The following is a 20,252-nucleotide window of genomic DNA, read 5'->3' as shown; positions in this document are numbered from 1 at the left end:
TATTGAGTTAAGGCAATTTATTTATGGAATTTGTATATTAGGTTCAACTTAAACCAAGCTACATGCATAAATTTGATATGGATGAATGGCCGCATAAAAGGAAAAACCTTTTAACGGGTGAGTATATCCTAGTTTCTCCGCATCGCGCCAAGCGTCCTTGGCAAGGGCAGGTGGAAGATGTGCCCGCGGACAATAGACCCAAATATGATCCCGGATGTTACCTTTGCCCCGGAAATAAAAGGGCCGATGGAACGGTAAATCCTACCTATCAAGACAGCTTTGTATTTGTTAATGATTTCTCTTCCTTATTGGAAAACACGCCTGAGGCACAGTATAATGAGGAGGATCTTCTGCTGGCAGAAACCGAACGGGGGATCTGTAAGGTCATCGCCTTTAGCCCGCGTCATGATTTGACCTTACCTGAAATGGAAACCGACGATATTAAAAAACTGGTCGATATTTGGCAGCAGGAATTTCAAAACCTGGCAAAGCTGGAATGGATGCGTTATATTCAGATTTTCGAAAATAAAGGCGCTATTATGGGCTGTAGCAACCCACATCCGCATGGGCAAATCTGGGGTGAAAGTGCGGTTCCGGAAGAGGTGCTGAAGGAAGAAAAGCAGCAAAAGGCATACTTTGAAAAGCATGGGGAAAGCCTGCTTACGGCCTATGTGGCCCTGGAATTGAAAAAGCAAGAACGCGTGATTATCGATAATGATCACTTTGTGGTGCTTGTTCCGTTTTGGGCGGCCTGGCCATTTGAAACCATCCTGATTTCAAAGCGTCAGGTGCAGGATATCTGCCAGTTTACCGAGGACGAAAAATTAGACTTCGCCAAGACCTTAAAGGAATTATGCATTCGATATGATAACATCTTCAATAATTCCTTTCCTTATTCTGCGGGGATGCACCAGGCTCCTGTAAACCTGGGTGATCAGCCTTTCTGGCATTGGCATATGCATTTTTACCCACCATTGTTGCGGTCGGCCTCCGTTAAAAAGTTTATGGTAGGCTATGAGATGCTCGCGCATCCGCAAAGGGATATTACGGCAGAGAAAGCAGCTCAGCTATTGAAAAACCAAGAAACCATACATTATAAAGCTAATTTACATGATCAGTAAGTCTCAATTACAAGAGCGCTATACCTATATTTTTGGGGAGGAAGCCCAGTTGTTCGCAAAATCTCCGGGTCGCATTAATATCATTGGCGAGCATACCGATTATAACGAAGGTTTTGTTTTGCCAGCAGCCATTGATAAGGCGGTGTATGTGGCTGTAGGAAAACGAAACGATAATCGCATTCGCCTCTATGCGGAGGATTTTAAGGAATTATTTGACACGAGTTTAGATCAGGTGGAACCCAGCAATTTGGGTTGGCCTAACTATATTTTAGGCGTAGTAAAGCAGATGCAAGAGGCAAACCTGCAGCTCGCTGGTTTTAATTTGTATGTAGATGGGGATATTCCCGTAGGTGCTGGATTATCGTCTTCGGCAGCCTTGGAATGTGCTGCAGGATTCGCCTTGAATGCGCTGTTTGACCTGGGACTCGATCGGGTGACCTTGGCAAAAATGGGGCAGCAGGCTGAACATGAATATGCTGGCGTAAAATGTGGTATCATGGATCAATTTGCCTCCATCCTGAGCAAGGAAAAGCAGGTGATAAAGTTGGATTGTCGCGATTTAAGCTATACCTATGTGCCGCTGGAATTGGGCGATTATGAAATCCTGTTGTTAAATACAAATGTGAAGCATGCCCTGGCTTCTTCGGCCTATAATGATAGAAGGGCGGCCTGCGAACGTGCCGTGGCTATTCTTCAGGAAAAACATCCTGAAGTGATGAGCCTACGCGATGCTACGTCGGAATGGTTGCTACAAGAAGTACAACCGGTAGATGCGGAGGCGTTCCGGAAAGCGCAATTTGTACTAGCAGAAAATAATAGGGTAGTTAAAGCTTGTGAGGCCTTGGCGCAGGGGGATATTCAAGCTTTAGGAGAACAATTGTTCTTAGCCCATGAAGGCCTGAGCAAGGAATATGAGGTGAGCTGCGCAGAATTAGACTTTTTAGTGGAAAAAGTAAAAACCATGGATGCTGTATTGGGTGCCCGTATGATGGGCGGTGGCTTTGGTGGATGTACCATAAATATTGTTAAAAAAGGCTATGCTCAGCAGGTTGTTGATGCCCTAAGGCCGGCTTATGAAGCAGCCTTCCAATTGCCATTGAGCCCTATTTTTGTGCAAAGCAACCCGGGCACCGCATTACTAAATTAGATTCGCTTATCAACTAAATTATGAATAGATTCTTAACCAAGCTGCTGGTTTCCATTACGGTGTTGGCGATGCTGGCCTGCCAGCAAAAAGCCAAGAAGGAAACTTCGCAAGCAAATCAAGAGGGGCCTGCCGAGGTATTGGATTCCACGCACTTTAATGAGCTTGTCGATGGTAAACAGGTTCGTTTGTATACCCTGAAGAATAAAAACGGGATGACTGCTTACCTGACGGACTTTGGAGCCCGCCTTGTTGGGCTGTTGGTCCCGAATAAGCATGGTGCCCTGACCGATGTCGTGCTGGGGTTTAATAAAGCCTCCTTATACAACAATCCGGAGGAACCTTATTTTGGAACCATCGTTGGCCCTTTTGGGAACCGGATTGCCAAGGGGAAGTTTACCTTGGATGGTGAAACCTTTACTCTACCAACCAATAACGGCCCCAATACCCTACATGGTGGATTAAAAGGCGTGCATTTTGCCCATTGGACGGCAAAGCAGGCCTCCGATCAGGAAGTCAGCTTCCAGTATTCCCTGCCGGATAAGCAAGAGGGCTTCCCCGGGAATATGCAGATGACTGTTACTTATAGCCTATCGGATGATAACGAACTGACTATTGCGTATGAAGCGAAAAGCGATCATAAAACCGTGATAAACCTGACCAACCACGCCTATTTTAATTTAAATGGAGAAGGCAGCGGCGCCATTACAACACATCAGCTGCAGCTCTTTGCCGATCGATATACTCCAGTAGACAGTACATTGATTCCTACAGGTGAGTTAGCGCCGGTGAAAGGAACGCCTTTCGATTTTACAACGGCGAAAGAGATCGGTCGCGACATAGAAACGCAGGACCTGCAGTTAAGCTATGGTAAGGGTTATGATCATAACTTTGTGCTCAATGGGACGAAAGTGGACGGCATGAACCATGCAGCCAAAGTGTTGGGAGATAAGTCGGGTATCGTGATGGATATTTACACTGAGGAACCGGGGATTCAATTCTATTCCGGCAACTTTATGGCAGAGAAAGTGACCCTAAAGAATGGAAATAAAGATAGCTTCCGTACCGGATTTTGTTTAGAGCCTCAACACTTTCCTGATGCGCCGAATCAGCCTAATTTCCCATCAACAGTATATGATGCGGGGGCAAACTATCATACGAAATCAATTTATAAATTCTCAGTTCAATAGGCCATGGATATTAAAGATTATATTGTATTTCTTTGTTATTTCGTCATAGTAGTAGGCTATGGCTTATATATCTATTACAAGAAGAAATCAGCATCGGGCGATTCCAAGGATTATTTCCTTGCGGAAGGTTCGCTAACCTGGTGGGCAATCGGTGCTTCACTGATCGCCTCCAACATCTCTGCAGAGCAGTTTATCGGGATGAGTGGCTCCGGATTTAAAATCGGATTGGCCATTGCTACTTATGAATGGATGGCCGCCGCCACCCTCATCGTAGTGGCTGTATTTTTCTTACCGGTCTATCTCAAGAATAAGATATTTACCATGCCACAGTTCCTGAATGTACGTTATAACGGAACAGTATCCATGATTATGGCGGTATTCTGGTTGCTGTTGTACATTGTCGTGAACCTAACTTCGATTTTGTTCTTAGGAGCTTTAGCAGTTTCCAGTATCTCGGGATTAGATTTTCAACTCTGTATGATCGGTTTGGCGGTCTTTGCCATTATCATTACCCTCGGTGGGATGAAAGTAATTGGCTATACGGATGTGATCCAGGTTTTCTTCCTGATTCTGGGAGGCTTGGCCACCACTTACTTGGCCTTAAATCTGGTGTCCAACCATTTTGGAGGAGATAGCCTGCTGCATGGCTTCTCCATGGTTCAGGAGAAAGCAGCCGATCATTTCCATATGATCCTGAAACCTGACAATCCGAATTATATTGATCTTCCAGGACTCTCGGTATTAATCGGGGGGATGTGGGTCATCAACCTAAGCTATTGGGGATGTAATCAATACATTACGCAACGGGCCTTAGGTGCTGATTTAGGAACAGCCCGCAATGGATTGCTCTTTGCTGCGGTGCTGAAGCTGCTGATGCCTCTGATTGTTGTGCTTCCCGGCATTGCAGCTTTTGTGCTATACAACGAAGGAGATGGCCTTTTTCAAAAGGAAATGCTGTCAGCAGGGGAGTTAAATCCGGATAGAGCCTATCCGATGTTGTTAAGCCTATTGCCAACCGGATTAAAAGGACTGTCCTTTGCCGCTTTAACAGCTGCTGTAGTGGCTTCCTTAGCGGGTAAAGCCAATTCCATTGCTACCATCTTCTCCTTGGATATTTACCAGAAAATATTCGATAAACAAGCCTCAGAGCGCAAGCTGGTGAATGTAGGGAAATTGACGATTATTATTTCGATGGTACTGGCCATCATCATTGCACCACATTTGGGAATCGATAAAAAAGGAGGCTTTCAATACATCCAAGAGTACACAGGATTTGTATCGCCGGGTATTTTTGCAATGTTCCTCTTAGGGTTCTTTTGGAAGAAAACGACCTCCAATGCGGCCTTGTTTGCTACGATTGGCGGGTTTATCATGTCCATCGTGTTGAAATTCTTACCGAATTTTATGGATTTATCCTTCCTAGCTTCCAGCGGATTCTCCATCCCTGTGAATGGCGTATATGAAATACCATTTATCGATAGGGTAGGTTTTGTCTTCCTGTTCTGTATTATCGGCATGTACTTTATTAGTATATATGATAATAAACGCGGTATTGTACCGAACGGGCTGGAAGTGGATACGAAGATGTTTAAAACGAAAACAGGTTTTGCCGTGGGGGCCTTGTTGGTGCTCGGTATCACGGCGGCATTATATACCATCTTTTGGTAATTAAAAAGCTCGGTTTTTAAAACCGAGCTTTTTTTATCATGCTTTAACATCCGCCATTGCCTGCTCAAAATCGGCAATGAGGTCATCGATGTGTTCTATTCCTACCGAAATACGTAGCATCCCGGGGGTAATTCCGGATGTTTTCTTCTGGGCTTGGTCATGGTGCGATCCCCACATACTCGCTGGGTGCACCACTAAGGATTCCACGCCACCTAAGCTAGCGGCATTTGCGAATATCTCCAGTTTATTCAATACCTGCTGTGCATTTTTATAAGCCTGCTCGCCTTCACCGACCAATTCTATGCAGAGCATGCCTGTGCCGCCGCGCATCTGCTGTTGTGCCAGCGCATATTGCGGATGGCTCTCCAAGCCGATATAGGCCACATGCTTTATCGCCGCTTGCTGACTAAACCATTTCGCTAGCACAAGCGCATTGCTGTTAATCTGTTTTACTCGCATGGCCAATGTTTTCAAGCCACGAAGTAATAACCAAGAATCAAAAGGACTTAAGGAGCCACCCAATACAAGCGATCGGCGCCACACCTGATGAATATACGCTTTACTGCCGCAGACCACACCAGCTGTGAGGTCGCTATGGCCGCCCAGGTATTTTGTAGCACTATGAATCACCACATCGATACCAAAGCTTGTTGGGTTTTGATTAATGGGCGATGCAAAGGTATTATCGGCCATCGTGGTAATCTGCTGTTTCTTGCCTAGGGCACCAATAAAGGCCAAATCCGTCACATCCAGGTTTGGATTAGAGGGCGTTTCAATATAAATCAGTTTCGTATTCGGTTTAATGGCCGCTTCAAAGGCCGCATTGTCCGTTTGATCCACATGGCTTACTTCCACACCATAATCGCTTAAGAATTCCTTAAAGAACAACATAGCACCAGAGTATAGCGAGTTCTGGGTAATGATATGATCACCACTTTTAACTAGGGCTAAGATGGCGGTGCTGATGGCTGCCATTCCGGTGGCCAATACCAGGGCATCTTCGGTATCCTCAAGGCTAGCGATAATGGCTGCTGCCTGCGAGTTTGTCGGGTTGCCGTGGCGGTGGTAAAAGTTAGGGTGTTTGGTTTCGGTTGCTGCAATAATATAGGCCTGTAAATCGTCGTCTGCATAATATGTAGAGGTTTGATAGATTGGGCTAACGACAGCTTTACTTTCATTGAAGGCTCGTCCTTTATGGATGAGATCGGTTTCTAACTGTGACATGCTGATTATAAAATATTTAAGATGAAATTTAAAGAAAATACCGGGCAAATCCTTAAATTCATAAACTAATTTATTAAAAGAATCATTTTTTAACCTATAACGATGAAAAATTTTGTTTTAAGTCTGTTATTCACAGGCCTTTCCTTGTGCTACGCGCAACTGAAATCCCCTGCCGATTTCCTCGGGTACCCTATAGGTACCAAAGTAACGCCGCATGCACGTATCCTAGCGTATTATGATTATTTAACTGCCGAGCGCCCAGAACAAATGAAAATGGAAAGTTATGGTTTATCCGTGGAAGGAAGACCCTTGCGCATCTATTATGTTTCATCTCCAAATCATATCCGCAATTTAGAAAACATCCGACAGAACAACCTGCGTTTAGCGCGTGCTGCAGAAGGCGAGGGGCAGGTGCAATCGCCGGCCATTATCTGGATCAGTAATAATGTGCACGGCAATGAGACCTCTTCGGCGGAAGCTTCCATGCTGACGATCTACGAATTGCTCAATCCGCAAAACAGCAAAGCCAAGGGTTGGTTGGAAAAGAGTTTGATTATTATCGATCCCAGCTTAAACCCAGATGGCACAGATCGCTATGCCCATTTTTACAACAGTGTAGCCGGTAAAAACTACCATCCGGATCTCTATTCGCGGGAGCACCGCGAACCCTGGCCGGGCGGACGCTACAACCATTATTATTTTGATTTAAACCGCGACTGGGCCTGGCAAACGCAGGCCGAGAGTATACAGCGCGCCGTAATCTACAACAAATGGCTACCCCATATCCATGTCGATTTCCACGAGATGGGCATCAATGCGCCGTATTATTTCCCGCCGGCAGCAGAACCTTTCCATGAGGTCATTACCAGCTGGCAACGCGAATTCCAAACCACCATCGGTAAGCATAATGCCGCGTACTTCGACTCCAAGGGCTGGCTGTATTTCACCAAAGAGCGATTTGACCTGTTCTATCCATCCTATGGTGATACCTATCCCTTGTATTCCGGAGCTATCGGGATGACTTATGAAAAGGCCGGCAATTCCTCCGCCGGATTAGCCGTATACACCGATAGTAAAGATACCCTAACCTTGGTCGATCGGGTGATCCAGCACCATGCTTCCGGCTTAAATGTCATCGAAATCGTCTCCCAACATGCCGATCAGGTGGTAAAAGAGTTTAAGAAGTTTGGCGATGATGCTATGGCGGGTAAGCTCTCTTCTTACCAAACCTATGTATTAAAGCATGATGCCGCGCATGAAAGCCGTATTCGCGCCTTGTTGCATCTCCTGGATAAAAACAACATCAAGTATTACAGTGGCTCCGGTTCGTTGAGGGGTTTGGATTACTTCACGAAAAAAGAACAAAACCACAGCCTGCAAGCCAAGGATGTTATAGTGCCGGCCAATCAGGCGAAGGCAGCGTTAATCCGCGTGTTATTTGAGCCGGAGGCCAAGCTCTCCGATTCCATCACCTACGATATCACTGCTTGGGCGTTGCCTTATGTCTATGGCATTCCGGCCATAGCTTCCAACAGCAAGCCCGGCAACCTGCAGGCCTATCAATTGCCTAAAGTGCAGCAAGAGCTTAGTAAAGGCTTTGGCTATGCCGTAAAATGGGATGGGTTTGCCGCTGCACAATTAACAGCCGCATTGCTAAGCCAAAAAGTAGCGGTAAAATCTTCCGAGCAAGCCTTTAAAATAGGGAAGGAGGAATTTCCGAAGGGATCCCTCCTTATTTTGCGGGAAGCCAATAAGCGGGTCGATTTAGAAAAAATACTGAAAGAGCAGTCCGAAAAGCTTCAAGTGCCCTTACATAACCTAACAGCAGGCATTATGGAAGGCGGGAAGGACTTAGGCAGCGCTGAGGTGAAAACCTTGAAAGCACCACGGGTGCTGATGTTGGCGGGCGAAGGGCAACGGGCCACCAATGTTGGGGAAGTGTGGCATTACTTCGACGAGCAGCTAAACTACCCCTTGATCTTGGTGAATCCTGCGGATTTCTCCCGCATCAAATGGTCCGAAGTTGATGTGTTTATCATGCCGAATGGGCAGTATCCATTTTTGAAAAACAGCAGCCAAGTGGCCGAATTTACAAGCTGGCTGAAAGCAGGGGGTAAAGTCATCGCTTTAGAATCGGCGGTTAGCCAATTGGCGGCACTAGATTGGACGGCATTAAAACCCTTGAAAACAGATTCCGCCACATCCAAGACGAAGCCCAATCTCTTGAAAAAATATGGCGACCGCGAGCGGGAAGCCTTGGAGGAATATACTGCAGGCGCTATTTATCGGGTAACATTCGACGATAGCCATCCCCTGATGTTCGGCACCAAAGATTATTTTACCTTAAAGCAAGGCGCGAATCTTTACCAGTATTTTGAAGCTGGCAAGGGTTGGAATATAGGCTATATCAAGGAAGGCGCGAAAACGGCCGGTTTTGTAGGCCATAGCCTGGCTAAGAAAATGAAGAATGGTTTAATCTTCGGGTCAGAATCCGTAGGGCAGGGGACAATTATTTACCTAGCCGACAATGTGTTGTTCCGTAATTTTTGGGAGAATGGCAAGCTGATTATGGCCAATGCCGTATTCTTGACTGCAGACTAAAATTACCTACTTCTGGGGATTGATTGCTATGGCCTGAAGGGCTAATTTAGCATAAAATCTATTCTGCATCGTGAATATAAAACACATATCTCGCCGTCCGACGAAAGTAATGGCCTATTTAAAGTTTGGAATAGGCTACTTTAAATTCCTTTATCGGACGGCGATTAAACCTTAGCTTACTTCATGGCCGACAGCAAATCAATAGCATATTCTATGCTGTTGACATTGTTGATGGCCAGGCGCAATTGCCCTTTTACCTCTTTTAAGTTGCTGATGCTGGCATGGGCTTGTACAAAAGCCAAGACTTTCCCGAATTGATCAGACTGGTAATAAGCCGACTTGGCATTGCTCACGAAGAAGCCTTTCAGCGTATCTTTCTTGAAGGAAATTTTCTCAAAACCTATTTCTTTACCCAGCCATTGTAGGCGCAAGGTATTGAATAGCTCAAATACCGGCGCAGGAATAGGGCCAAAACGATCGGTTAGTTGTTGTTCAAAGGCTTGTAATTCTTGCTCGTCTTTCAACTTCGCAATATCATTATACAGGTTGTATCGCTCTGATATATTGGTTACATACTCATCAGGAATCAGCACTTCCAAATCGGTGTCAATCTGCGTGAAGCTAACGTATTTACGGTTGCTATCATCGGCAAATAAATCGCCAAATTCATCGTCTTTTAATTCCTGTACGGCTTCATCCAAGATTTTATTGTACATCTCGAAGCCAATTTCAGCGATAAAGCCCGATTGCTCGGCACCTAATAAGTTTCCAGAGCCGCGGATATCCAAGTCCCGCATCGCTACATTGAATCCCGATCCCAATTCAGAGAACTCTTCAATCGCCGATAAGCGTTTGTACGCCTCATTGGTCAGGGTCGATAGCGGTGGGCTCAACAAATAGCAGAAAGCCTTTTTATTGGAACGCCCCACCCGGCCACGCATCTGGTGTAGGTCGCTTAACCCGAACATATGTGCATGGTTAATGATAATGGTGTTGGCATTCGGAATGTCAAGGCCGGCCTCAATAATGGTGGTGGCAATCAACACATCATATTCGTGGTTAATGAACTTCAGCATCACATCTTCCAGTTCATCGCCCTCCAATTGGCCGTGGGCAATGCCCACACGCGCACCAGGCACCAATTTACGGATCATCATACCCAGTTGCGGCAAATCGGCCACCCGGTTATGGATAAAGAATACCTGTCCGGCACGCTCCAACTCATAGCTCACCGCTTCTTGAATTAAGGCTTCGTTAAACACGTGCAGTTCCGTTTGCACGGGCTGCCTGTTTGGTGGTGGCGTCGAGATAATACTTAAGTCACGCGCCCCCATTAAGGAGAAGTGCAAGGTACGCGGGATAGGGGTTGCGGTTAAGGTGAGCGAGTCCACATTGGCGCGCATCACCTTCAATTTCTCTTTCACCGATACGCCGAATTTTTGCTCCTCATCAATAATCATCAGGCCCAAATCCTTAAATTTCACATCCTTGCTTACCAGGCGGTGGGTACCGATAATAATATCTAATTTTCCTTCTTCCAGCTTTTTCAGGCTATCTTTTATCTGTCTGGAAGACTTGAAACGGTTAATGTAGTCTATATTCACGGGCAAGCCTTTTAGGCGTTCCGAGAAGGTGCGGAAATGCTGTAGGGCCAGAATAGTCGTCGGCACCAATACGGCTACCTGCTTGCTGTCTGCTACCGCTTTAAAGGCGGCACGAATGGCCACTTCCGTCTTACCGAATCCCACATCACCACAAACCAAACGGTCCATCGGGTGTGGTGATTCCATATCCTTTTTCACATCGTTGGTTGCTTTTTCCTGATCGGGGGTATCCTCATAAATAAAGGAAGCCTCCAATTCACGTTGTAAATAGGTGTCGGGGCTAAAGGCATTTCCTGTTTGGGCTTTCCGCTTGGCATACAGCTGAATCAGATCGCGGGCAATATCCTTAACTTTCCGTTTGGTGGTTTTCTTTAGTTTCTCCCAGGCATCCGTTCCCAATTTATTCATCTTAGGCACAGCGCCTTCCTTGCCTGAATACTTGGAGATGCGGTTTAGGGAGTTGATGTTTACATAAAGCAGGTCATTGTCCGCATAAATCAAGCGGATCATTTCCTGGGTTTTCCCATTGACGTCTACCTTTTCTAAACCGGCATATTTCCCGACCCCATGATCGATGTGGGTAATAAAATCGCCGGGTTTTAATTCGCCGAGTTCTTTGAGGGTAATGGCTTGCGAACGTTCATAGCCTTTTCTACGCTTGTATTTATAATAGCGGTCGAAAATCTGGTGATCGGTATAGCAGGCCAGTTTTTGCTCATCATCTCTAAAGCCTTCCCGCAGGGCTTTGTAAACCGGGGTGAAGCTAACGGTTTTGTCCACATCATCCAGAATGGCATAAATGCGCTCAATCTGTTTGCTGGAATCCGAAAAGATCAGGTTGACGATGGCATTTTTCTCGTTCTCCTTAAAGTTGTGGATCAATAAGTTGAAATCCTTATTAAATGAAGGTTGAGGGTGTATGTCGAAGCTGATGATCACATCAGCCTTATAGTAAAATTGCTTACCGAATTCGATAATCGGGAACTCAAACAGCATGGCGCTGAAGTTCTTCTCATCGGTGAAAGTGAAGCGCGGATCGACCCAGTCCGGATTGCGTTGGATGTCTTTTTCCGTGAGGGCTTTCCAGAATTTGGAAGAACGCTGATAGCCTTCTTTCAGAATATCCAGGGTATACTGCACATCCTTAATCCACACCAATGCATCCTTATCAATGTATTCCAATAATGAAATATGATTGTTCGCCAGGAATTTTGCCTGTACGTTCGGCACGATCGTTACGCTATGGATTTTCTGTACCGAAAGCTGGCTCTCGATATCGAAGGTACGGATGCTTTCAATCTCATCGCCAAAGAACTCGATCCGATAGGGAAGGTCATTGGAAAAGGAGAATATATCCACAATACCTCCACGAATAGCGAATTGACCCGGTTCATAAACAAAATCTACGCGTTCAAAATCGTATTCGTATAAAAACTCATTGATGAAGTCTATGCTCAGCTTGAGGTTTTGCGTAATCTCCAGGGTATTTTTTTCCAGGTCCTGTTTGTTAATTACCTTTTCGGCGATAGCTTCCGGATAGGTCACCACGATACGCGGTAATTCAGACTGGTGGTTTAAAGAACTTAAGGTTTCTGCCCGTTGCAATACGTGGGCACTATCCAATAAGCTGATGTCATAAGCCTTTTTATAGGAGGCCGGAAAAAATAAGATCTGCTTGTCGAATAAGCTTTCCAAGTCGCTCAGAAAGTAAGAAGCATCTTCATGTGTAGGGAGTATAAACACATTCATACGCTTTTCTTGCTGATACAGGGCTGCAGCGAGCATGGCATCGGAAGACCCGATCAGTCCTTTTAACTGAACCTTGGGTTTCGCTTGCTGTACGCTGGCAAGAAGCTGTTTAACTTGGGAAGATTGACTGTATTTTTCTAATAGATCTTGGATGTTCACTACGCTGTGCTATTTTTGCGAAGTTACAAAATTTATCCTAGGCTAGACAAGAAGCACCGGTTTTTCCGCCACAAAGTGCAGTACCTCATCCATTTGTGCCTGTAGGTCGAACTGCAGGTCTTCATGCAGTTTTGAATAGGCCGTGTTCGCATTTTTTATGCGCCCCTGCACATATTTATGAAGTTTCCATGCGGTGCTGATGGCTGCCGGTTCGAAGAGCTTGGGGAACCGCGAGAAGGCTTCCTCCAATACAATCAACCGACACTCGGCCACACTAAATTTATCTTTTGTTACTTTTTCATGCTCATTAATTAAGCCGCTGGCATGGCGCATCGCCGCTTGCAATTGCTTGTAATTGCTGTACTGCGGAATGTTTTTGATATGGTCTGCCGCTTCCTCAAAAAGGGCGTCCAATTTGGCTTTTAAATCGCTAATACGATCCTCCAGATCCGATTCATCCTCCAATAATTCATAGTGCAACTGCTTGAGCAGCATCTTATCCTTATTGATCAGGCGCAGCAATAATTTGTCTTTTTCTTTTTGGGAAAGGTTGAGTACCGCCTCCTTCAGGGTTTCATCTTTATATAATGACATCTTTAAAATTAATCAATGTTTTTTACTTTAGCAGGATAATTAACCGGCTTGCTAGCGATTTATTATTGAAAAGTACTAGGCAATGCGCCCTTTTGTGGTATTAATTCCATGTCATAATTACATAAAACGTAAATAATACCATTGCAGGTTGGTTTTGTACCATTATTCATGGTAGTTATTGCCTACCTTTGTATCGTATGGCAAAGATACCTGTAATTGAACAATGTACGGTGTCCTACAAGGACGACAAGCAGCTTTTAGCAGACCGCTTGGACGTATATTTGTCCAATAACCGGAACCTGGTTTTTCCGCACAGGCATAATTTTTACCATCTTGTTCTTTTTACCGATGGTGCCGGCGCACATGAAATCGACTTTAAAACCTATCCGGTTACTGCCGGGCAGGTGTATTGCATGGGCCCCGGGCAGGTACATTCCTGGATGTTCGAAGGCAATATGCAAGGCTATATCTTGAACTTTGATATCGATTATTTCAAATCGCTATTATTGCATCCGGATTATGTGGAAAACCTCGCGTTGTTTTCCTCTTTGAACGAGTCGGTATTTAATTTGTCGACGGATACCTTAGCCGAGGTGATTCCCTTGTTCAATCAGCTGGTCGACTTGAAATACAGCCCGGCCGAAGTAGATGTAAAACGCGCCTTGCTCTTGTATATTCTGTTGAAGTTAGAGCAAGATTATATCCCGAGTTTTCCGCGGAAAACCATGGATTACCAAATGCTATTGATTAAGAATTTCATTGCTTTGGTAGATCAACGGTATAAAGAATTACATTTGCCAAAGGAATATGCCGAGCTGCTCTTTGTGACGCCCAACCATTTAAACGGGGTGTGCAAAGAATACTTGGGCATGCAAGCCGGCGAAGTAATCCGGGGTCGGATACATCTGGAAGCCAAAAGGCTCTTGATCTTACCCGATTGGACCATATCACAGGTGGCCTATGAGTTACAATTTAGCGATAACTCCTATTTCACCAAATTTTTTAAGAAAGTAGAAGGGATGACTCCCGAAGAATTTAGAAAAGCACAATGGAAGTAAATATTAATATGGAAAATCAATACCAAATCCCATCCGAACTAAAAAGCGCCGTTGATGGCAAATGTCCGCGTTGTCGAACGGGCGATATGTTTGCTGCTCCTCTGTTGAGTTTTAGGTCCAAGAAAATGCATGTAAAATGCCCGGCTTGTGATTTAAAATTCGAGAAGGAACCTGGATATTTCTATGTGGCGATGTATATCAGTTATGCGATGAGTGTGGCCGAGCTGGTGGCTTCATGCGTGATTACCTATTGGTTAACCGGCAACATGGAAAGCCCATGGTTATATGTGATTGTAGCCTTGGCCGCTACCCTGATTTTCGCGCCATTCAACAACCGCTATTCGCGCGTTATCTTATTGTATTGGATGACACCTATGTTTAAGTTCAATCCAAAAATATACCAACAGGTTAAAGAGGGCACGCTGAAGGCGTAACGTATAAGGCTTCAAAGCAAAGAAAGCTAGGGCACGCCTAGGCCTTCTTTTGCTTAGTCCCCTTTCACTCCCCTTTCACACCCCTTTGAAACCCCTTTCAATGCCCTTTGCAATGGGTTGAGAAATGGAAGAAATAGGGGGCAGAAAAGGAGCTTATCAGAAGCTGATGGAAGGAGGAGTAAAACAGGTTATAACAAAGCCGGGCAGCACCATAGAAAATGGGCTGCCCGGCTTTTTAGGTTTTTATCCCGATTATTGAATGGGGTTTTCGCTTAAGTATTTTTCCCAAGCCCAAGCGGAAGACATCATTTCATCGATGCCAAGCTCGGCTTTCCAACCTAATTCATTGGTTGATTTGGTTACATCGCCCCAAACTTTAATAATATCACCTTCACGGCGTGGGCCAATGACGTAGTTTAGTTGTTGTCCGGAAGCCTTTTCAAAAGCGGCAATCGCTTCCAATACGGAGTACCCGTTTCCTGTTCCTACGTTAAAGACATCGTAACTGCCGTTAGGATTTCCTTTTTCCAACAGTTGAATGGCGGCTACGTGTGCTTTTGCCAAATCGACAACATGGATATAATCCCGAATGGCCGATCCGTCCGGCGTATCGTAATCATCGCCAAACACGGTTAATTTCTCGCGTTTGCCAATGGCCGTTTGGGTAATGAAAGGCAAGAGGTTCTGCGGCACGCCGATAGGCAATTCGCCAATTAAGGCCGATTCATGCGCACCAACGGGGTTGAAATAACGCAGGGCAATGACTTGGTAATTATCATAAGCTGCTGCTGTTTCTTCGAGTATTTCCTCGGCAATCTGTTTGGTGTTTCCGTAAGGGGAAGTAGCTCTTTTTACGGGTGCTGCTTCGTTTACCGGTAATACATCCGGCTCGCCATAAACAGTACAGCTGGATGAAAACACGAAATTTATTGGTTTTTTACGATAGGCCTCCAAGAGATTAATCAGGGAGAAGAAGTTGTTGTGGTAATATTTCAAGGGGTCTTGTACCGATTCGCCCACCGCTTTAGAGGCTGCGAAATGTATAATACCCGAAATGTCGGTATTTGCCGCAATAAAGGCATTTACTTGCGCCACATCGCATAGGTCAAATTGATGAAATGCTGGTTTCACACCGATTATTTTCTCAATCTGGTCTAAAATCTTGACGCTGGAATTGGATAGGTTGTCTACAATAACAGGGGTATAGCCTGCTTTATGTAGCTCTACCACGGTATGGGAACCTATAAATCCTGTTCCGCCAGTAACTAATATTTTGCTCATTGTATTGCTTTTTACGTATATGTGGATTAAGAATTAAAAAACGTTTTATAATAGGCGATGGTTTTTTCCAGGCCTTCTTTTCGGCTGACGCGGGGCGACCAGTTTAACAAGGTTTTGGCCTTGCTGATATCAGGTCTGCGTTGCTTCGGATCGTCAACAGGCAGCTCTTCAAAAACGATCTTGGAGCTACTTCCCGTCAGTTCGATAATTTCTTTGGCCATATCCAACAGGGTCATTTCATCGGGATTGCCGATGTTTACCGGCAGGGCATAGTCGCTAAACAGCAGTTTACAGATGCCATCAATCTGATCGGTGACATAGCAGAAGGAGCGGGTTTGCAGGCCGGTGCCAAAAACCGTCAGGTCTTTGCCTTTTAAGGCTTGGGAAATGAAGGTTGGCAAGGCACGTCCATCGTGCAGGCGCATGCGCGGGCCAAAGGTGTTAAAGATGCGGGCGATGCGGGTTTCCAGTTGGTGGGTGTTGTGGTAGGCCATGGTCATGGCTTCCTGAAAGCGCTTGGCTTCATCGTACACCCCTCTTGGCCCCACCGGGTTCACATTGCCCCAGTATTCTTCCGACTGTGGCGATACCAAAGGGTCGCCATAGACTTCCGAGGTGGAGGCCACCAGAATGCGTGCTTTCTTGCTCTTGGCCAAGCCCAATAAATTATGGGTACCTAAGGATCCGACCTTCAAGGTTTGGATGGGGATTTTCAGGTAGTCGATGGGGCTTGCCGGAGATGCAAAATGCAGGATATAATGCAAATCGCCTGGTACATGCACGAATTTGGAAACATCGTGATGGTAAAATTCAAAGTTGGGAAGCTTAAAAAGATGCGCGATATGGTCGATATCGCCGGTAATTAAGTTATCCATTCCAATGACATGGAAATCTTGCTGGATAAAATGGTCGCAGAGGTGTGATCCTAAGAATCCCGCTGCTCCGGTTATTAATATTCGTTTGCGCTTCTTCTCTTGCACAATAGTGAATTTGAAAAGGTTTAAATATCTTTGACGAAGATAAGCAATATTTTTACACGATGCGTTTACTTTACGACTTAGGGATACTAGTTTATGGGGCTCTGCTACGCTTGATAGCACCTTTTCATGCGAAAGCGAAGCTTTGGGTATCTGGCCGTAAAGGCTTGTTCCAGCAGTTGGAGCAATCGGTTGATTCGTCGCAAAAACACATCTGGTTCCACTTTGCCTCCCTGGGTGAATTTGAACAGGGCCGATCGGTGATGGAGCAGATTAAACAGCAGTATCCGCAGGAGAAAATAATTGTAACTTTTTTTTCGCCCTCGGGCTATGAGATCCGTAAAAATACGGCCTTGGCCGATTATGTCTGCTATTTGCCGGAAGATACGGCAGGAAATGCGCGCCGCTTTCTGGATATCATCAATCCTAAATTGGCCATCTTTACCAAGTATGAATACTGGTATCATTACTTCACGGAACTGGAGAGACGAAAGGTTCGCTTGTTGATGATTTCGGCGATCTTCCGCGAAGACCAGCTTTTTTTCAAACGCTACGGAGGCTTTTACCGCGGGATTTTAAAGAAGGTTTCCTTCTTTTTTACCCAGAACATGGAAAGTGTGCACATGTTGAAATGGATAGGCATCTGTAATGCCGGCCTGGCGGGCGATACGCGCTTTGACCGGGTTGTTACGCTGCCCTTGAACCATAAACGGATAGCGGAAGTTGAGACTTTTGTGGCCGGAAAACAGACCTTGGTAGCGGGCAGTACCTGGCCGGCCGATGAGGAACTGTTGCAGGCCCTGATGGCGCAGCAGCCCGATTGGAAACTGATTATTGCGCCGCATGAGATTCATGAAGGCCATATTCAGCAGCTGTTAAAGCTCTTTCCACAGGCATTGCGTTTTTCCTTATTTGCGAAGTATAGCCAACAAGAGGTAGCCCAAGCCCAGGTGCTGCTGATCGATAATATCGGGATGCTGTCTTCCCTGTATTATTATGGGCAAATTGCCTATATCGGTGGTGGTTTTGGTGCAGGCATTCACAATACCTTAGAAGCAGCGACCTATGGGGTGCCGGTTATTTTTGGGCTGAAATACGAGAAGTTTAAAGAGGCGGTGGATCTGTTGGAACTGGGGGGCGCATGGGCTATTGGCGATGCGGAAGAATTGAAGGCGGTTTTTCAGGCTTTGCAACAGCCGGAAAAAAGAACACATGCCGCCCAAGCCGCAAAAAACTACGTGAGCACGCGGGCCGGTGCGACCCAGATTATTATGAAGTACTTAATTACTGAACGATTAATCGGATAACAAAAAAGAGGGCCTGTTGGCCCTCCTGCTGTATAGTTTCCTAGTAATAGGTATAGCGTCTAACGCCGGCAATATGTCGGGCCAAGCGCATCACTTGATGGGTATAGCCATACTCATTGTCATACCATACGTAGATAACGGTATTCTTCCCATCTTCCGAAACAATGGTGGCCGGGGCATCCAATACGGAGGCCGCACTGGTGCCCACAATATCTGAGGATACCAATTCGGCATTGTTGGCATATTTAATTTGTTCTACCAAATTGCCTTCCAAGGCTGCTTTCTTTAAGATGCCGTTGATTTCCTCTACACTGCTGATTGATTTTAATTCTAGGTTCAAAATCGCGAGGGAACCATTCGGAACGGGTACACGGATTGCATTGGAGGTTAGTTTTCCTGCTAATACGGGCAATACTTTGGCCACAGCACTCCCAGCACCTGTTTCGGTAATGACCATATTGAGGGCAGCGGCACGCCCGCGACGTGATTTCATATGCATATTATCCACCAAGTTCTGGTCGTTGGTATAGGAGTGGATGGTTTCAATATGGCCTTTTACTACGCCTAATTTCTTTTCGATTACGGCAAGGATAGGCGAGATGGCGTTGGTGGTACAGCTGGCCGCCGAGAACAATTGATCGGCTTGCGTATCGATGCTGTCTTCATTCACACCGTAAACAATATTCGGTACGCCTTTGCCAGGTGCTGTTAATAGCACTTGCGCGGCTCCTTTGGCCGTTAAGTGTCGACCTAACTCTTGGGCATCACGAAATGCGCCTGTATTGTCGATTACCAAGGCATCGTTGATGCCGTATTGGGTATAATCTATATCTTCTGGGTTTTTGGCCGAAATCAGGTAAACCGGTACGCCATTGATGATTAAGGCACCACGTGCTACATCGATATCGACCTCGCCTTCGAAATCGCCGTGGATGGAGTCTTGCCGTAAGAGGCTTGCTCTTTTTTCCAGGGTTTTCTGATCGGTTTGATCGCGGGTAACAATAGCTCTCAAGCGCAATTGTCTACCTGCGGCGGCCTTTGAAATCAGCTCGCGTGCTAGCAGACGACCAATTCTACCGAAACCGTAAAGCACCACATCTCTAGGGGCAAAGCTTTGATGCTGCTGCGCGCCAGCCAGTTCATTGGCGAGGAAATCGGCTAAATCTTCCTCCTGAACGGCATGCTTGCGAACTTCAAGGGCTAATTTGCCAATGTCTATACGCGAAGGATTTAAGTTAAGCTTTTGGATGGTTTCGGCAATGTTCAAGGTTTCCTCAATTTCAATTGCTTTCTCGGCCAATTCCTTGGTTTCCTGATGCAGGTTCAAGATAAAGCTGACACGGCGATCGATTAATTGATTACGGAACAAAACAAGCTCGATGGATTGGTTAAACCATAGATCGCTAACCAGTTGGATAAGCTTAACGCAAGCGTTTTGCTTCACTTTGTAACTTTTGATTTGGTCTTCAAAAGTAGAATGATGTATCATAATGTACTATAATGGATTATTATGATGCAAAACTATAAATTATAAAGTGGATAGCCTGATTTGGGGAAAGATTTACCGATATTTCAACAAATCAAGAGTTAATGATTTTATTTGCTAATGAAAGGGATTGATTGTTAAGAGAAAATAAATGGCTTTTCGCCTATTCCACAGATTCCTTTCGCTCCTCGCTAAAACAGGGCTTCGCCCTTGCCATGGAGGGCCTTACTTTCGGAAGGCTTTGCGAATGGCGGAATGCGATTGGTAGGGGGAGGTGCGGCTGGCGTAAGGGCTGCTTTTATAGGCATGGCTGAAGACGATTTGCCCACCGATGATCATTCTTTCATAGTGAAGGTGTAGGATGCTGTCACCCAGGTCGATTTTGATTTCTTTGTTTTTATTTTGTTCAAAAAGTGCTTTAATATAGCTGTATAGCTCGTCTAATTCGGCTTGGGAAGCTAAGTAGACTTCTGCTTTTTCGATTATATTCTCGTCGTTTAGTCGAAAGCTAAACCGCACTTGTCCTGTTTCCAACAGGTCGGTTTTCATTTCGTATTTCGTATCCAAGTAATAGGAGCCAATGGATTGACTGATGACATCTATTTCCTTGATTTGTGCGGAAAGATGGAGGCTGCAGAAAAAAAAATAAAACGAG

The 20,252-nt window shown here is 45.4% G+C and carries 15 protein-coding genes; 8 read left to right on the top strand and 7 right to left on the bottom strand.

The window, feature by feature from the left end; translation table 11 throughout:
• Window positions 1–62 precede the first annotated feature (62 nt).
• Genes GQF63_RS15895 through GQF63_RS15880 form a run of 4 tightly spaced genes read left to right on the top strand, consistent with a single transcriptional unit; the run spans window position 63 to window position 5,123 of the window.
• Window positions 63–1,121, top strand: a complete 1,059-nt coding sequence (locus GQF63_RS15895; protein ID WP_160370220.1) for a UDP-glucose--hexose-1-phosphate uridylyltransferase — start codon at window positions 63–65, stop codon at window positions 1,119–1,121.
• Window positions 1,111–2,268, top strand: coding sequence for a galactokinase (locus GQF63_RS15890; protein WP_212592610.1), 1,158 nt, complete (start codon window positions 1,111–1,113; stop codon window positions 2,266–2,268). Before GQF63_RS15895 ends, GQF63_RS15890 begins: the two co-directional genes overlap by 11 nt.
• Before the next feature lie 20 nt (window positions 2,269–2,288).
• Complete coding sequence (locus GQF63_RS15885) at window positions 2,289–3,455, top strand: aldose epimerase family protein (RefSeq protein ID WP_160370219.1); 1,167 nt, start codon at window positions 2,289–2,291, stop codon at window positions 3,453–3,455.
• Window positions 3,456–3,458: 3 nt separating this feature from the next.
• Window positions 3,459–5,123, top strand: a complete 1,665-nt coding sequence (locus GQF63_RS15880; RefSeq protein ID WP_160370218.1) for a sodium/sugar symporter — start codon at window positions 3,459–3,461, stop codon at window positions 5,121–5,123.
• Window positions 5,124–5,159: 36 nt separating this feature from the next.
• Here the strand turns inward: GQF63_RS15880 and GQF63_RS15875 are convergent, their stop codons facing one another.
• Window positions 5,160–6,347, bottom strand: a complete 1,188-nt coding sequence (locus tag GQF63_RS15875) for a trans-sulfuration enzyme family protein (protein WP_160370217.1) — start codon at window positions 6,345–6,347, stop codon at window positions 5,160–5,162.
• Window positions 6,348–6,449: 102 nt separating this feature from the next.
• On the opposite strand from GQF63_RS15875, the gene GQF63_RS15870 reads away from it, so the two are divergent.
• Window positions 6,450–8,948, top strand: a complete 2,499-nt coding sequence (locus tag GQF63_RS15870) for a M14 family metallopeptidase (RefSeq protein WP_160370216.1) — start codon at window positions 6,450–6,452, stop codon at window positions 8,946–8,948.
• A gap of 176 nt (window positions 8,949–9,124) precedes the next feature.
• On the opposite strand, the gene mfd is transcribed toward GQF63_RS15870, so the two are convergent.
• Entirely contained in the window at window positions 9,125–12,460 is a 3,336-nt protein-coding gene (gene mfd, locus GQF63_RS15865) for a transcription-repair coupling factor (RefSeq protein ID WP_160370215.1), read from the bottom strand.
• A 42-nt stretch (window positions 12,461–12,502) separates the two neighbouring features.
• Complete coding sequence (locus GQF63_RS15860; protein ID WP_160370214.1) at window positions 12,503–13,054, bottom strand: hypothetical protein; 552 nt, start codon at window positions 13,052–13,054, stop codon at window positions 12,503–12,505.
• A 197-nt stretch (window positions 13,055–13,251) separates the two neighbouring features.
• Between GQF63_RS15860 and GQF63_RS15855 the strand changes: the two genes are divergently transcribed.
• Together GQF63_RS15855 and GQF63_RS15850 are read left to right on the top strand one after the other, a co-directional pair.
• Entirely contained in the window at window positions 13,252–14,112 is an 861-nt protein-coding gene (locus GQF63_RS15855; protein ID WP_160370213.1) for an AraC family transcriptional regulator, read from the top strand.
• Entirely contained in the window at window positions 14,103–14,546 is a 444-nt protein-coding gene (locus GQF63_RS15850) for a DUF983 domain-containing protein (protein WP_246163580.1), read from the top strand. The genes GQF63_RS15855 and GQF63_RS15850 overlap by 10 nt, the downstream gene beginning before the upstream one ends.
• A gap of 252 nt (window positions 14,547–14,798) precedes the next feature.
• On the opposite strand, the gene galE is transcribed toward GQF63_RS15850, so the two are convergent.
• Both galE and GQF63_RS15840 read right to left on the bottom strand, forming a co-directional pair.
• A complete protein-coding gene (gene galE, locus GQF63_RS15845) occupies window positions 14,799–15,827 on the bottom strand; it encodes a UDP-glucose 4-epimerase GalE (protein ID WP_160370212.1) in 1,029 nt (342 codons plus the stop codon).
• 26 nt (window positions 15,828–15,853) lie between these two features.
• Window positions 15,854–16,807, bottom strand: a complete 954-nt coding sequence (locus GQF63_RS15840) for a GDP-mannose 4,6-dehydratase (protein WP_160370211.1) — start codon at window positions 16,805–16,807, stop codon at window positions 15,854–15,856.
• A gap of 59 nt (window positions 16,808–16,866) precedes the next feature.
• Here GQF63_RS15840 and GQF63_RS15835 point away from each other — a divergent pair, with 59 nt between their 5' ends.
• Complete coding sequence (locus GQF63_RS15835; protein ID WP_160370210.1) at window positions 16,867–18,111, top strand: 3-deoxy-D-manno-octulosonic acid transferase; 1,245 nt, start codon at window positions 16,867–16,869, stop codon at window positions 18,109–18,111.
• A 40-nt stretch (window positions 18,112–18,151) separates the two neighbouring features.
• On the opposite strand, the gene GQF63_RS15830 is transcribed toward GQF63_RS15835, so the two are convergent.
• Window positions 18,152–19,600 (bottom strand): glyceraldehyde-3-phosphate dehydrogenase, encoded by a 1,449-nt coding sequence (locus GQF63_RS15830; protein WP_160370209.1) that lies wholly within the window; start codon window positions 19,598–19,600, stop codon window positions 18,152–18,154.
• Between the two features lie 222 nt (window positions 19,601–19,822).
• Window positions 19,823–20,146, bottom strand: coding sequence for a hypothetical protein (locus tag GQF63_RS15825; protein ID WP_160370208.1), 324 nt, complete (start codon window positions 20,144–20,146; stop codon window positions 19,823–19,825).
• Window positions 20,147–20,252: the final 106 nt, after the last annotated feature.

The organism is Sphingobacterium humi (genome assembly GCF_009768885.1).
In the GTDB taxonomy this organism is placed as follows: Bacteria; Bacteroidota; Bacteroidia; order Sphingobacteriales; family Sphingobacteriaceae; genus Sphingobacterium; species Sphingobacterium humi.
The sequence above is the reverse complement of the archived record's forward strand: the minus strand, read 5'-3'. Positions and strand labels throughout refer to the sequence as shown.

Bases quoted from the DNA above. Each gene is read 5' to 3' on its own strand.
- GQF63_RS15835 (WP_160370210.1), top strand. From the start codon at position 16,867: ATGCGTTTACTTTACGACTTAGGGATACTAGTTTATGGGGCTCTGCTA.
- GQF63_RS15850 (WP_246163580.1), top strand. From the start codon at position 14,103: ATGGAAGTAAATATTAATATGGAAAATCAATACCAAATCCCATCCGAA.
- GQF63_RS15880 (WP_160370218.1), top strand. From the start codon at position 3,459: ATGGATATTAAAGATTATATTGTATTTCTTTGTTATTTCGTCATAGTA.
- GQF63_RS15885 (WP_160370219.1), top strand. From the start codon at position 2,289: ATGAATAGATTCTTAACCAAGCTGCTGGTTTCCATTACGGTGTTGGCG.
- GQF63_RS15825 (WP_160370208.1), bottom strand. From the start codon at position 20,146: ATGAAAACCGACCTGTTGGAAACAGGACAAGTGCGGTTTAGCTTTCGA.
- galE (WP_160370212.1), bottom strand. From the start codon at position 15,827: ATGAGCAAAATATTAGTTACTGGCGGAACAGGATTTATAGGTTCCCAT.
- GQF63_RS15875 (WP_160370217.1), bottom strand. From the start codon at position 6,347: ATGTCACAGTTAGAAACCGATCTCATCCATAAAGGACGAGCCTTCAAT.
- GQF63_RS15870 (WP_160370216.1), top strand. From the start codon at position 6,450: ATGAAAAATTTTGTTTTAAGTCTGTTATTCACAGGCCTTTCCTTGTGC.
- GQF63_RS15855 (WP_160370213.1), top strand. From the start codon at position 13,252: ATGGCAAAGATACCTGTAATTGAACAATGTACGGTGTCCTACAAGGAC.
- GQF63_RS15890 (WP_212592610.1), top strand. From the start codon at position 1,111: ATGATCAGTAAGTCTCAATTACAAGAGCGCTATACCTATATTTTTGGG.
- GQF63_RS15860 (WP_160370214.1), bottom strand. From the start codon at position 13,054: ATGTCATTATATAAAGATGAAACCCTGAAGGAGGCGGTACTCAACCTT.
- GQF63_RS15830 (WP_160370209.1), bottom strand. From the start codon at position 19,600: ATGATACATCATTCTACTTTTGAAGACCAAATCAAAAGTTACAAAGTG.
- GQF63_RS15895 (WP_160370220.1), top strand. From the start codon at position 63: ATGCATAAATTTGATATGGATGAATGGCCGCATAAAAGGAAAAACCTT.